Source organism: Colwellia sp. MB02u-14, from assembly GCF_014076915.1.
Taxonomy (GTDB): domain Bacteria; phylum Pseudomonadota; class Gammaproteobacteria; order Enterobacterales; family Alteromonadaceae; genus Colwellia_A.
Window position 1 is genome coordinate 32,780 of record NZ_JACGUX010000083.1, and the last position, 12,903, is coordinate 45,682.

The following is a 12,903-nucleotide window of genomic DNA, read 5'->3' on the forward strand; positions in this document are numbered from 1 at the left end:
CTAAATGAAACTATTTTCTTACATAGTTAACTACGGATAAAGCTGTTAGATATAACTCACCCACTTATTGTGGACGACGATTCATTGTTGTATATCTTTACGTCATTATTTAAAGAAGCTAACAGCATTAGCAATATCTTCGCGGTCAGTACAGGTTTTGTTTACGGGCGCATTTTTATCTGCATAACCAAACGACATACCAAACAAAATGCCGCGTTGTTCTGGTAAATTCAAGGCTTTTTTGATGGGATCCGGAAACTGTCCTAGTGCGCCTTGCATGCAATTAGACAGACCGTGTTCAGCCATAATTAACGACAGGGTTTGTGCATAGATACCTAGGTCAACAGCGCCCATAATATCGAGATACTTGTCCATCGTAAAAAAGGCAACGTGCGGGGCATTAAAAAAACTCCAGTTGCGTAACATGGCTATCTGGCGGCCTTTTTTGTCTTCGCGGGTAACACCAATTGCGCTATAAAGTGCATTTGCTGACCCAAACTGTCGGTCTCTATGAATGCCTTCATATTTAGGTAACCAATTGAAATCAGGGTTTGGTGGCATTCCACTCATGACGGTCGTGGTCAACTCATCTTTAAGTGACTCTTTTTTCGCTCCTGACACCACACAAGTTTGCCAAGGTTGTACATTGCAATTTGAAGGCGCACTTTGTGCTTGGGCAAAAATAATATTTAAATGTTCTTGCTTTACAGGTGTATCCAAAAAAGCACGCACTGAATGGCGCTTTTCTAATATTGCGGTCAAAGACATTGATGTTCCTTAATACTTTAAAATTTTCCTCATATAAAGTGAAGCAGTATATGAGGCTGACTAAATCTCTGTGGATCTGTTATTGGCTATAACGCTAGTAGAACTTGCACTTATAGTAATCGTTTAAGGAAGTGATCCATTCCTTATAAAAGAAGGTATAAATAATATCTGTTATAGAGTAAAAATCAATTTAAGCGCTGAAAGAATGCTAAGGCTGATATGTTTCTAAAGCCAATGAATAATTATTATCACGCCCTATTCATAATGCGTATAGTTGGCGGGTATTTTTCAGCTATTGTTCTAGAGAAGTATTAATTTTTACTATACGGATATCGAATAGTCAGAGATAAATTAAATTCATTTGACTAATTTATTTCATGTCGATAATATCAGTGGTATGACCACTTGGTTAAGTAATAATGTTGAATAGTCATATCAACGTTTAATAATGAATTTTTTGGAGTCAATAGAATGCCTGAATATAAAGCCCCAGTTCGTGATATTAAGTTTGTAATGCAAGAGTTATTAGACTGCGACACACACTATAAGCAATTAGGTTACGACGATGCCAGCGAAGATATGGTCGATGCTATCATCACAGAAGCTGCCAAGTTTACAGAACAAGTTATTGCCCCTTTAAATCAGATTGGCGACCAACAAGGTTGTACGTGGACTGATGGCGTAGTAACGACCCCAGATGGTTTTAAAGAGGCTTATCAACAATATGTTGAGGGCGGTTGGCCAACATTATCGCAAAGTGAAGAGTTTGGTGGACAAGGATTACCTTATTCTCTTAACGCGTCTATTAGTGAAATGATGTCGTCTGCAAATCATAGTTTCGCCATGTACCCAGGTTTAAGTCACGGAGCACAAGCAACTATTGAAGCTCATGGCACCAGTGAACAAAAACAGCAGTTTATGCCTAAGTTAGTTGAGGGTAGCTGGACAGGTACCATGTGTTTAACTGAATCACATTGTGGTACTGATTTAGGCATGTTGCGCACTAAAGCTGAACTCAATGATGATGGCAGTTACGCTATTACGGGTACAAAAATATTCATTTCAGCGGGTGAGCATGACTTGTCAGATAATATTGTTCATATTGTTATTGCAAGACTTCCAGGCGCACCTGAAGGCAGTAAAGGTATTTCTCTCTTCATCGTGCCAAAATTTAATGTGAATGACGATGGCTCGATAGCAGACAGAAATGCGGTGAGTTGTGGTTCTATTGAACATAAAATGGGTATCAATGCTAATGCGACTTGTGTTATTAATTTTGATAGCGCAAAAGGTTTTTTAATTGGTCAAGAGAACCGCGGATTACATTGCATGTTTACCTTCATGAACGCTGCTCGCTTAGGTGTGGCAATGGAAGGCTCAGCCGCCGCTGAAGCGTCATTTCAGGGTTCATTAGCTTATGCGAAAGACCGTTTGCAAATGCGTTCTATTAGTGGCGTGAAAAACCCTGATGGACCAGCAGACCCTATCATTGTTCATCCTGATGTTCGTCGTATGCTACTTACCCAAAAGTCTATTTCTGAGGGTGGTAGAGCACTTATAAGCTATTTATCACAATTAGTTGATATAACACACGCATCAGAAGACGCTGAGACTAAAGCAGATGCAGAGAACAAGTTGGCTTTACTAACACCTATCGCAAAAGCATTTTTAACGGAGTTAGGTTTTGAATGTACTAGTCATGGTGTACAAATATTTGGTGGACATGGTTTTATAAAAGAGTGGGGTATGGAGCAACTTCTACGCGACACTAAAATTAGTTGCATCTATGAAGGTACAACGGGTATCCAAGCGTTAGATTTATTAGCCCGTAAAATTTTAGGCAGTAAAGGTCAAATTTTAAAACCCTTTATGACCGACGTTGCTATGTTTGCAAAAGATAATGCCGATAATCCAGCGATGACTGAGTATGTAAATACGTTAAATGCATACGCTAAGCAATGGCAGATGATCACGGGTGATGTCGGGCAAAAAGCCATGAAGAATCCTGATGAAATTGGTGGTGCTTCCGTTGATTACTTAATGTTTGCCGGCTATGTTACGTTGGCATTTTTCTGGGCGAAAATGGCCTCTGTTGCGCAAAATAAGCTAAAAGACAGCGGTGAAGACGCAGCCTTTTATCAAGCTAAAATTAAAACAGCAACGTTTTACTTTCAACGTATTTTACCTCGTGCCCAGGGCCATGCTGCCTGTATCGAAAGCGGCGTAGATTCTATGATGGCTTTATCAAGTGAAGAATTTGTATTTTAATGAGTTTTGAGTTCATTTAAATACCTTAAGAAAATCTTTTTTAGGGTATAGAGTAGATAACTTAACCGATAACGTTAAGTTATCTACTTATTCAGTTTAATTATCGTCAATAAATCAGGTGATGTGTTAAATCGTTAAGCTCTGCTAACAATCCTTAATACTTTATCAAAAAGAGTGAGTTCTTCCTGGCATAGTCATGCAAATTTAAATTTTTTGCTACATTTTTAATGACCTTTGTTGTTTTAAGTCATCATAAAGTAATTCAGCAGTCTCTAGCTACATATAATCATTTGATTTTTTGTAATATTAGTATAAATTAATTACCTGTTATGAAAAGGGCATCAATGAGATGTAACCATAGCATATTATTATAATACTTGAGGACTTGGTGATGCCAACAAATAAGCACAAACGAAAAGCTTCAGCTCATTCAAAATCGCATACGGCAAAAAACATCCATCCTAAGGGACTCATAATTTCGCACCCTCAAATTTTTATTTTTGTCGGTCTACTTCTGGTTACGCTAAGTTTATATTTATTAGCTTTTGAATCTCAAGATAATGCACTGTTCGGTTTAGCCATGCTTTCGCTTATTGTGGGCGTAGTGACAACTTTTTATGCAAACTTCACTTTATCCAAGAGAAAGTCCAGTTAGCACCGTATTTTCCCGTTATGTATAACTGACATGATAAAGGAAAGTATAACGTTAGCTTTCCTCTTTAATTAGATATGAACCGGTTATTATGGGGTGATATTGATGTCAGTAATGTTCAGACCATCAACTTTTAACCCCAGATGAATTAACGATATATCTACTTAAAAAATCGCTTTATATACGTCTATATAAAGGCGTTAAGCACTCAGGATTAAAAAACACCTTTTTGGCCGACTATTTTAGTCTGAATGTCGCACAGCGAGCACATCACAGTTTGCGCCATGCAAAACAGCGTTCGCGGTAGAGCCTAGCAGTAATTGCAAACCATGCACGCCATGACTACCGGTTATAATCAAATCAACGTTTTCTTTTTTGGCAAAAGATAATATTTCACCGCTGGTATGTCCGATAGGTATGTGCAGGTCTTGTTCTTGAATATTCAGCCTTTTGGTTAATGGCTTTAGGGCATGCTTAGCTCGCTCTTCTAATGCGTTTGTCGTACTCATATTATCAATAGGGTTTATGTCAGGAATAACACCATATACACCGCCATAATAAGCACTTGGTATAGGCTCAATGACATGAATAACACTCAATTTTGCTTGGGTTAATTTCTGTAACGCCATTACCTTAGCTTCGACAAGGCTTTTATCTTCAGTAAGTTCTGTGGCAAATAAAATATGTTTGTACATAATGATCTCCTTTAGATAATAATATTTTGCTTATAACTTGCTTGTGTAACATTGACTTGGTGTTGATGTTTTAATTTTTGGGCAAGTGTATCCATAGCTTCACCTTCTCCGTGCACAAGGACTACGGGTGGTTTATTTTCACAACCTTGATACCAATTGAGTAAGCCTTGTTGGTCAGCATGGGCAGAAAATCCACCAATGGTATGAATAGTTGCTTTAACCTGTATTTTTTCACCCCATAACTTAATGTATTCACAGCCATCAACAAGCGATCGTCCTAATGTTCCTTTTGCTTGAAAGCCAACAATAATCACATGGGTACTTTCGCGCCAAATATTATGTTTAAAATGGTGTTTAATCCTGCCTCCTGTACACATACCACTACCTGCTATAATAATTGCGCCTGAGGATATTTGGTTGATTTTCATCGAGTATTCAGTTTTTTCTGACATATGTAAATTAGGTAAGTTGAATAATCCCTCATCTTTTTGTTTAATATCTTCGGCTTTTGCATCGTAAACCTCATGGTGTTTTGCGTAAACCGCTGTTGCTTTAATCCCCATAGGACTATCAAGGAAAATTTGCCAGTCACCTAGCTGCCATTGGTCGAAATGCTGTTTAAATTCATAAAGTAATTCTTGCGTTCGTCCTACGGTAAAAGCAGGAATGAGTATATTCCCTTTGCTACTTTTAGCCTTAGCAATAATTTCTCCCATTTCTTGCCAAGTATCATCCCATTTTCGATGTAATCTATCGCCATAAGTACTCTCCATAATGACAAGATCAGCATGTTTAACGATAAAGGGATCACGTAAGATAGGAGCGTTTTTATGGCCTAAATCACCGCTAAAGACTATCTTTTTGCTAATGCCATTTTCAACAAGGGTTAATTCAAGAATGGCAGAACCAATAATATGACCCGCATCCCTAAGGGTTAGTTCTGCGCCTTCACATATCTCTAATGCTTTATCATAGCTAAGACCTTTAAAATACTGGCAGGTAGTTTCGGCTTCTGCTGTTGTATAAAGAGGTTCGACTAAGCTTAAGCCTTTACGTTCGCGTTTTTTATTTTCCCACCGTGCCTCTTTTTCGTGAATGTAGCCTGAGTCGATTAACATGATTTTACATAAATCTACGGTCGCATTATGGGTATAGATAGCGCCATGAAATCCTTCTTTGATAAGTAGCGGTAATCGACCGGTGTGGTCAAGATGGGCATGACTAACGATTACGGCATCTAACTCACTTACCTCAAAAGGGAAGGGATCATGATTGTGTTTTTCATGTTCATGAGAGCCTTGAAACATACCACATTCTACCAGTATGTTTTTGTTGTTTACTTGCACCAAGTAGCAAGACCCTGTGACTTCTCGAGTGGCGCCAAAGAATTTAATATTCATGTTAACTCCTGTAATGACTATTGAGGATAATACTGATATTTGGTTTGCTTATAAGGGGATAAGGTGTAATTTTTTTGTAAAAATGAAACTAAATCAATAAGTTCACTTACAGTCATAACATCATTAAAAACTTTCATCTTTGATTTACCTTCAGGTGTTTTTTGTTTAGCGAAATGAAGGGGCGAAAATTTATGAGAAGGATTAATGATTGAAGTGACTAATTCAGCATAAGTAACAATTTTAGTTTTCTCGCCCCCAAGAACAATTGACATATCAAGCTGTTTGACAACATTTGGGTCTTCAACGCCTTTGAGTGTATGACAAGCTAAACATTCAAATTTTAAAAAGACGGCTTTTCCTGTTTCCATATTACCTTTAGGCAAGCTAAAGCCTCGCGGGGAATCAGCACCTTTATCACAACTAGCTAACGTTAATAGCATCATGATAAATAAAGTTGAGAGCGTATATTTCATTGTTTATCCTTAGTTATTTGTGTTCCAATGATTAAAAAATATAGCCACACTCATTAATTGTTTGTAGGGAAGAGTGAACAATCATAAAATCAGGCTATTTGACTTCATAAAGTCTTTCTAGTAGAAATATCACACAAAATTTATTGTGTACTATCTACTAACAGGCTGAATTTTAGTCTAGTTACATTCAATGAATAACTCTAATTTATGTTGAAAAACATTGATACAGATCAACCCAATAGACATAACTAATAAACGAGTAGCGAAATTATATATTGAGCGCAGGACTGATGATTTTCTTTATTTTACCTGTATCTGAATAATACCATTAGCCCATGTAATACTCAGGAGGATTATTTTCAATGGAATTAAAAATTAATATCATAGATGCATTTACTGATGAACTTTTTAAAGGTAATCCTGCCGCGGTAATTATCACGGAAAATTGGCTTTCAAGCGATCTTATGCAATCAATTGCCTTTGAAAACAACCTTTCAGAAACGGCATTTGTTAAAAAAATCAATAGTAAAGAGTATGAAATACGTTGGTTTTCACCGATAACAGAAATTGACTTTTGTGGGCATGCAACACTTGCCGCTTCATTTGTTATTTTTGCTCATAATAACGATGTGAATAAAATTACTTTTTTTGCACAAGCGGTGGGCAGTTTATCGGTGACACAAAATAACAACGGTGCTATCGAAATGTGCTTCCCTAATAAAAAACCTACAGTCGTTGATAAAATCCCTAGTGGGCTGTTGAATGGTTTGTCGATTAAACCCGTGAACGTTTTATTAAATGACCAAGCATATTTTGTTGTTTATGAAAAAGAAGAAGATGTACTTAGCGTTGAACAAGATAGTGAGCAGTTGAAACAACTTGCTCCTTATGACGTTGTGGTAACGTCAAGATCAAGCAAATATGATTTTGTTTCTCGATATTTTTGGCCTGCAAATGGTGGAGATGAAGACCCTGTTACGGGCTCAATTCATACAGGCTTAGCACCTTATTGGGCTGAGCAATTAAACAAAAAAGAACTCGTCGCTTATCAAGCTTCTGCCCGAGGAGGAAAATTAATATTTCTTATAACAGATGACAACGTTTATATATCAGGTAAAGCCATTCAATACTTAGTCGGTGAAATTACGGTTTAGTGGGAATGCGAACGTCCCTGTAGAGTTTACGTTTACGAGTTTATAACTTGCACTTTGTCTAGGCGGGTGGTTTGGGAATCGCTGTCGCTGGTATCGGACGTTCACTAGATTCTATGACTAACCGAGTAAAAAATTATCGTATTGGTAAGTTAGGTGCTGTGTATTTAGTTTCAGGTCATGGAACAATTATGCTTTAGGGTAGAAAATCATAAATAGGGCAACGCTTCGAACTTCTCTCTATCAACAATAGCGCTATTTATAATATTGAAATTAACGGAAGAGACCATGTTATATCTAGCACGTCTCTAATGCTCTTTATTGGTATTTAGTGGCTGAAATACATGAGGAAAAACAGTATGTGCTTATCATTAATGCAATAAATAAAAATATTATTGTAGACGTAGTTATTGTCTTGAACAGCTTTGCATTTGTGCAGGTTTTAGTGGGTAAGATTTTTAAACCCATTGATGGGTTCACTAAAACTGTAACAGCATTAACAGAAAATGATGGCGATTTAACCGTATGATTATAGGTTAATGAAAATAAAGAAATAGCCCACTTAGCGATAAAATTTAATTTGTTTCTAGAACTACTTACGAAATGTTCAAACAATTTTCTTTTTTTGCCCTTCAGGTGCAATTTATATCTGAACATGTTCAAGAAATGGCGAACCTGGCCCAAATGAATACATTTAGCAACAGCGGCTAAAGAGCAAACGTTAGCCAATTCAGCAATTAGTCAAAATATAGTGATGATCCCAGATTCAGTTAATCAGAGCAGAGCAAGTATAAAGGAATCGGAAGCGTTATGTTTTGGTTTGTATGGCGAGTCTAATTCACTGAACAAATTAATAAAAAATGTTACGCGTAAGTTATCCAATAATTTTACCTGAAAATAAGGCTTAAATAGGTGATGAATAGATCTTATCGTTTTACTTGTACGTATACTAAGATAAAGTTGTAGGTTTGATTTATGTTAATTAATTTAATTGGTTTTAATGTTTCTTGGTTTGGCTTGGTTTACTGGGGCAATAATTTTATCCCTATTGCTTTTTTATTGCTGCTTGCACATCTTTTTTTTCAATCAAAAAATTACAAAGAATTTTTACTGATAGTAGTCGTCAGTGTGATTGGTATAAGTGTTGATTCTTTATTACAGCAACTCGCGCTTTTTATTTTTCTTGAACCTTCTCATATTCCATTTTGGTTAATGATGCTGTGGGCAAGTTTTGCTGCCACTATTTGTCATAGCCTTAATTTTTTAGCGTCTTCAAAAATGTTGCAATTGGCCGTAGGAGGTTTAATTTCACCGTTAAGTTACATTGCTGGTTATAAATTTATGGTGGTTGATTTTGGTTACTCAATGTTTATCACCTATGTTGTTTTAGCGCTGGTGTGGGGTGGTTTGTTTATTTTGTTTTATTGTTTGAAAGGTAAAATTATGAAAGGAGAGATGAGTCATGCCTAAGTTTTACGTGTACTTAATACTGACCTTGAGTTTACAAAACTTTATATTGGGTCAAACAATAGCTAAGCCATTAAATACATTAGATAATATTATTCAAGAACAATCTTATATATCCGTTGGCGAAACCACATTTTCTATTTTATTTTGGGACCTTTATAAAAGTAAATTATTGACCACAACAGGCATTTATCCTATTCAAACAGATAAGGATAAGCTTATTTATCAAATCAATTACCTTACCGGTATTTCAAGTAAAGACTTGGTCAATCGTACCGTTGAGCAATGGCAATATCTGGGTGTTGAACCAGAATTATATGCGGTTTATTTACCAATACTCCATAAAATATGGCCAGATATTAAAGAAGGAGATAGTTTGTCATTGTATGTTAACAATAACAAAAGTGTCTTTTATTTCAACAATAACCTTATTGGTGAAATTAACCAACCAGAATTTAGTCAACTTTTTCTAGATATATGGCTATCAGAAAAAACCAGTGAACCCAAGCTACGGCTTGAATTATTAGGAATTAAAAATGATGAATAAATTGATGAAATCTTTAGTTTTTGTGACAACCTGTTTTCTTATTTCTAGTTGCTCTGTTGTCTTAAATGACTATAAAACCGCAGATAAACCATTTGATATAAAAATTTATTTTGACCGTCAAGTTATTGCTTGGGGAATGATCCAAGATTATTCTAATAAAGTAAAAAGACGATTTTGTGTTGAAATCAATGGCACATGGAAAGATGATAAAGGTGTATTAGCAGAAAAGTTTTATTTTAATAATGGCGAAATTAGCTATAGAAATTGGCAACTAACTAAATTAGCCGACGGAAGCTACACCGGTACAGCAGAAGATGTTGTTGGTACGGCTATAGGTAAACATCAAGGGTTCGCTTTTCAATTTCAATATGAATTATCATTAAATATAGACGGTGACATCACACAAGTTACTATGGACGATTGGATGTATCAACTTGACGAAAATAGAGTCATGAATAAAACATCTATGTCTAAATTCGGTATTAAAGTTGCTGAAGTGACTTTGTTTTTTGATAAGGAAACAATAAACCAGAGCTGCCCATCGACTTAAATTACTTTAATAAATCAGTCAAAGCTGGTCCAATATCACTATGTTTAAAAGTAAAACCGTTATTCAATAGCTTTTGTGGAACTACATTTTGTCCAAAAAGTAACAGCTCTGCCATTTCACCAAATATAAGTTTAAGTAATGGAGCAGGAGTCATTAATATGCAAGGGCGATGCAGTGATTTAGCTAAGGCTTTTGAAAAATTTTCATTGGTTACTGCGTTAGGTGAGGTTATATTGATAGGCCCTGCCAAGTTGTTATTGCCAATAATATATATAATTGCTGAAACCATATCCTCTAGATGGATCCAAGACATGAATTGACCACCGTGACTAATTTTGCCACCAACGCCTAATTTAAAAGGGAGTATCATTTTAGCTAACGCACCTGACTCCCTATCTAAAACGATGCCGGTACGTAGTATGGCAACTCGAGTCTTAGCAGAGATAGCGGCTAGTGCATTCTCTTCCCATTTCGCACATACATCATGCGTAAACTCTTGATGGAAATCAGAAAAGTCTTCATCAATCGGCATATCGTTTTGTCGACCATAAATGCCAATAGCACTCCCTGAAATGAGTACACGGGGCGGCTTTTGCGCGATAGAAATTAAATGGGTTATCTGTGCCGTAATATTCCACCTGCTGTCACAAATTTTATTTTTTTGTTCTCTTGTCCAACGTTTATCCGCAATAGGCTCACCTGCAAGGTTAATAACAATATCGCTGTGTTCTATATCTGAAAGTGACAGTTCGTCAATAAAGTTAATGTCATTTGTTAATCGTAAAGAAGCTGTTGCTATATTTCTAGTCAACACCGTGACGGTGTTGTCTTTAAAATTTATAGATTTGATCAATGCTTGACCAATAAGGCCAGTACCACCGGTAATAAGAAAATTCATAAGTACATCCTAATTATTTAAACAACTAAGTTAATACGCGTGTTTTGTCGATTTAGATCTACAAAATATTTATATTTTTTTTATAAATATTTTATGATCCTCAGGTTTTTTTCTCTCGTAAGTTTAAAGGTAATTAATTCAATATGCATATAAGGGAAGCCCAGTGAAATATTTTAAAATGTTAAGTGTAGCCATTATAAGTTTAGTTTTTTTGCAAGCCTGTAATGATAAAGATACTAATGCAACGCCCGATTTACCTGAGCCTAAGGTAACTATTGTAGACGCAGCTATTAGTAACGGCAACTTTACCACATTAGTGGAGGCACTTCAGGCTACTGGCTTAGACAGTGTTTTATCTGATACTAGCGCTTCTTTTACTGTCTTTGCGCCAACAGACAGTGCTTTTGCATTACTCGGTCAAAACACGATTAATGGTTTATTAGCCGACACAGACAGGTTAAGTGACATTCTCACTTATCATGTTATTAGTGGTGAAGTAGACGCTGCTACAGCCATCGGTCTGGCAGGAACAACGGTTACTATGGTCAATGGTGACTCCGTGGGACTTTCTTTATCGGGTGATAATTTACTTGTTAATACGGCAACGGTTATTACGACAAATATTCAAACTGACAATGGTATTATTCATGTAGTAGATGCGGTTTTAATGCCGCCTGCAGATGTTATTGTACCGACAACGAATATTGTGGAAACGGCCATTGCTAATGGTAATTTCACGACTTTAGTTGCGGCTTTACAAGCGACAGATTTAGACGCTGTATTAGCTGATGAAAGTGCAACCTTTACCGTTTTTGCCCCTACAGACGCTGCTTTTGCGCTTATTGGTGAAGCGACGATAAGTACGTTGCTTGACAATACTGATGTATTAACGAATATATTACTTCAACACGTTGTGCCTGAAATAGCGGTAGATTCTGTTACGGCCTATTCTCTTAATGGTGCAATGGTCTTGACAGCATCAACCGCTAAAATACCATTAGTGATAAATTCAATTACAGATATGTTAACGTTTGGTGGGGCAAATATCATTATTAAAGATATTTATACAACTAACGGTATTATTCATGTGATCGATGCCGTCATTGTCGGTGATGTTGAAATACCTGCACCAGCAATGAGTTTAGTTGATGTTGCCGTAGCTAACGGTAGTTTCACTACCTTAGTTGCAGCATTGCAAGCAACTAATCTAGATACCGTTTTAGCCGATTTAGACACTGACTACACCGTTTTTGCCCCTTCTGATGCCGCATTTGCAAAATTACCTGCAGGTACACTTGAAAGTTTAACTACCACACAACTAACTGATATTTTATTGTACCACGTACTACCAGGTAAGATTTTAGCCGATGGCGCAATTACTTTAGCTCAATCGTCATCAAATTTGGCAGATGCAGCTAATGGAGATAAAATTGCTTTATCATTTACCAATTCAACCCTGTTTGTTAATGGTGCGAAGGTCAGTACAGCAGATGTTATGGCTGACAATGGTATTATTCATGTTATTGATAACGTTATTATGCCGCCAACAGAGTCAGGTACACCTACAGATTCTATTGTAGATGTCGCGCTAGCTGACCCTGATACATTTTCTACTCTAGTGACGGCACTTACCGCAGCGAATTTAGTCGATACTCTTGCTGATGAAGCGAAGACATTTACTGTATTTGCACCCACTAATGCCGCGTTCGACAAAATTGATAGCGCAGTGCTAAATGCGCTTCTTGCTGATACAACTGCTTTAACCAAGGTGTTACTCACCCACGTAGTAGGCGAAGTCACATTAAGTTCATTAGACGCTTACGCAGCGAATGGTCGAACGTTAGCAACATTATCTGGCACGGATGTTGGGATAAGTATCGATGAAGAATCCGGTATGTTAATGATTGGCGGCGCAACAATTGCTGTTTCTGATATTTATACAACTAACGGTATTATTCATGTTATCGATACGGTTATCCTTGATTAAAGATTAAAGATTAAAGATTAAAGATTAAAGATTAAAGATTAAAGATT

General features: G+C 36.6%; 14 protein-coding genes. 9 read left to right on the forward strand and 5 right to left on the reverse strand.

The window, feature by feature from the left end; translation table 11 throughout:
- Positions 1 to 105 precede the first annotated feature (105 nt).
- Positions 106 to 768 (reverse strand): nitroreductase family protein, encoded by a 663-nt coding sequence (locus tag H4J52_RS15060; protein ID WP_182180944.1) that lies wholly within the window; start codon positions 766 to 768, stop codon positions 106 to 108.
- Between the two features lie 471 nt (positions 769 to 1,239).
- Between H4J52_RS15060 and H4J52_RS15065 the strand changes: the two genes are divergently transcribed.
- Together H4J52_RS15065 and H4J52_RS15070 are read left to right on the forward strand one after the other, a co-directional pair.
- Positions 1,240 to 3,036 carry an acyl-CoA dehydrogenase C-terminal domain-containing protein gene (locus tag H4J52_RS15065; protein WP_182180943.1) on the forward strand — a complete coding sequence of 599 codons (1,797 nt, stop codon included), beginning with the start codon at positions 1,240 to 1,242 and terminating at the stop codon, positions 3,034 to 3,036.
- Positions 3,037 to 3,427: 391 nt separating this feature from the next.
- Positions 3,428 to 3,691, forward strand: a complete 264-nt coding sequence (locus tag H4J52_RS15070; protein ID WP_182180942.1) for a hypothetical protein — start codon at positions 3,428 to 3,430, stop codon at positions 3,689 to 3,691.
- Positions 3,692 to 3,930: 239 nt separating this feature from the next.
- On the opposite strand, the gene H4J52_RS15075 is transcribed toward H4J52_RS15070, so the two are convergent.
- The 3 genes from H4J52_RS15075 to H4J52_RS15085 are packed head-to-tail and all read right to left on the reverse strand — an operon-like array spanning position 3,931 to position 6,256.
- The gene (locus tag H4J52_RS15075; protein WP_182180941.1) at positions 3,931 to 4,383 is read right to left on the reverse strand and encodes a universal stress protein; all 453 of its coding nucleotides are present in this window, start codon (positions 4,381 to 4,383) and stop codon (positions 3,931 to 3,933) included.
- Between the two features lie 11 nt (positions 4,384 to 4,394).
- The gene (locus tag H4J52_RS15080) at positions 4,395 to 5,783 is read right to left on the reverse strand and encodes an MBL fold metallo-hydrolase RNA specificity domain-containing protein (protein ID WP_182180940.1); all 1,389 of its coding nucleotides are present in this window, start codon (positions 5,781 to 5,783) and stop codon (positions 4,395 to 4,397) included.
- A 17-nt stretch (positions 5,784 to 5,800) separates the two neighbouring features.
- Complete coding sequence (locus H4J52_RS15085; RefSeq protein WP_182180939.1) at positions 5,801 to 6,256, reverse strand: c-type cytochrome; 456 nt, start codon at positions 6,254 to 6,256, stop codon at positions 5,801 to 5,803.
- Positions 6,257 to 6,618: 362 nt separating this feature from the next.
- On the opposite strand from H4J52_RS15085, the gene H4J52_RS15090 reads away from it, so the two are divergent.
- The 6 genes from H4J52_RS15090 (at position 6,619) to H4J52_RS15110 (ending at position 9,971) form a co-directional block, all read left to right on the forward strand.
- On the forward strand, positions 6,619 to 7,410 hold the full coding sequence (locus H4J52_RS15090) for a PhzF family phenazine biosynthesis protein (RefSeq protein WP_182225072.1): 792 nt from the start codon (positions 6,619 to 6,621) through the stop codon (positions 7,408 to 7,410).
- 71 nt (positions 7,411 to 7,481) lie between these two features.
- The gene (locus H4J52_RS20095; RefSeq protein ID WP_259366685.1) at positions 7,482 to 7,607 is read left to right on the forward strand and encodes a hypothetical protein; all 126 of its coding nucleotides are present in this window, start codon (positions 7,482 to 7,484) and stop codon (positions 7,605 to 7,607) included.
- A 131-nt stretch (positions 7,608 to 7,738) separates the two neighbouring features.
- Positions 7,739 to 7,936, forward strand: a complete 198-nt coding sequence (locus H4J52_RS15095) for a hypothetical protein (RefSeq protein ID WP_182180937.1) — start codon at positions 7,739 to 7,741, stop codon at positions 7,934 to 7,936.
- A gap of 446 nt (positions 7,937 to 8,382) precedes the next feature.
- Complete coding sequence (locus tag H4J52_RS15100; RefSeq protein ID WP_182180936.1) at positions 8,383 to 8,877, forward strand: DUF2878 domain-containing protein; 495 nt, start codon at positions 8,383 to 8,385, stop codon at positions 8,875 to 8,877.
- Positions 8,870 to 9,421 (forward strand): chalcone isomerase family protein, encoded by a 552-nt coding sequence (locus H4J52_RS15105; protein WP_182225074.1) that lies wholly within the window; start codon positions 8,870 to 8,872, stop codon positions 9,419 to 9,421. Before H4J52_RS15100 ends, H4J52_RS15105 begins: the two co-directional genes overlap by 8 nt.
- Positions 9,411 to 9,971 carry a DUF3833 domain-containing protein gene (locus H4J52_RS15110; protein WP_259367868.1) on the forward strand — a complete coding sequence of 187 codons (561 nt, stop codon included), beginning with the start codon at positions 9,411 to 9,413 and terminating at the stop codon, positions 9,969 to 9,971. Before H4J52_RS15105 ends, H4J52_RS15110 begins: the two co-directional genes overlap by 11 nt.
- A 1-nt stretch (position 9,972) precedes the next feature.
- Here the strand turns inward: H4J52_RS15110 and H4J52_RS15115 are convergent, their stop codons facing one another.
- Positions 9,973 to 10,869 carry a TIGR01777 family oxidoreductase gene (locus tag H4J52_RS15115; protein WP_182225076.1) on the reverse strand — a complete coding sequence of 299 codons (897 nt, stop codon included), beginning with the start codon at positions 10,867 to 10,869 and terminating at the stop codon, positions 9,973 to 9,975.
- 163 nt (positions 10,870 to 11,032) lie between these two features.
- On the opposite strand from H4J52_RS15115, the gene H4J52_RS15120 reads away from it, so the two are divergent.
- Positions 11,033 to 12,856, forward strand: a complete 1,824-nt coding sequence (locus H4J52_RS15120) for a fasciclin domain-containing protein (RefSeq protein ID WP_310649988.1) — start codon at positions 11,033 to 11,035, stop codon at positions 12,854 to 12,856.
- Positions 12,857 to 12,903 lie beyond the last annotated feature (47 nt).

Bases quoted from the DNA above. Each gene is read 5' to 3' on its own strand.
- H4J52_RS15060 (WP_182180944.1), bottom strand. From the start codon at position 768: ATGTCTTTGACCGCAATATTAGAAAAGCGCCATTCAGTGCGTGCTTTT.
- H4J52_RS15065 (WP_182180943.1), top strand. From the start codon at position 1,240: ATGCCTGAATATAAAGCCCCAGTTCGTGATATTAAGTTTGTAATGCAA.
- H4J52_RS15070 (WP_182180942.1), top strand. From the start codon at position 3,428: ATGCCAACAAATAAGCACAAACGAAAAGCTTCAGCTCATTCAAAATCG.
- H4J52_RS15075 (WP_182180941.1), bottom strand. From the start codon at position 4,383: ATGTACAAACATATTTTATTTGCCACAGAACTTACTGAAGATAAAAGC.
- H4J52_RS15080 (WP_182180940.1), bottom strand. From the start codon at position 5,783: ATGAATATTAAATTCTTTGGCGCCACTCGAGAAGTCACAGGGTCTTGC.
- H4J52_RS15085 (WP_182180939.1), bottom strand. From the start codon at position 6,256: ATGAAATATACGCTCTCAACTTTATTTATCATGATGCTATTAACGTTA.
- H4J52_RS15090 (WP_182225072.1), top strand. From the start codon at position 6,619: ATGGAATTAAAAATTAATATCATAGATGCATTTACTGATGAACTTTTT.
- H4J52_RS15100 (WP_182180936.1), top strand. From the start codon at position 8,383: ATGTTAATTAATTTAATTGGTTTTAATGTTTCTTGGTTTGGCTTGGTT.
- H4J52_RS15105 (WP_182225074.1), top strand. From the start codon at position 8,870: ATGCCTAAGTTTTACGTGTACTTAATACTGACCTTGAGTTTACAAAAC.
- H4J52_RS15110 (WP_259367868.1), top strand. From the start codon at position 9,411: ATGATGAATAAATTGATGAAATCTTTAGTTTTTGTGACAACCTGTTTT.
- H4J52_RS15115 (WP_182225076.1), bottom strand. From the start codon at position 10,869: ATGAATTTTCTTATTACCGGTGGTACTGGCCTTATTGGTCAAGCATTG.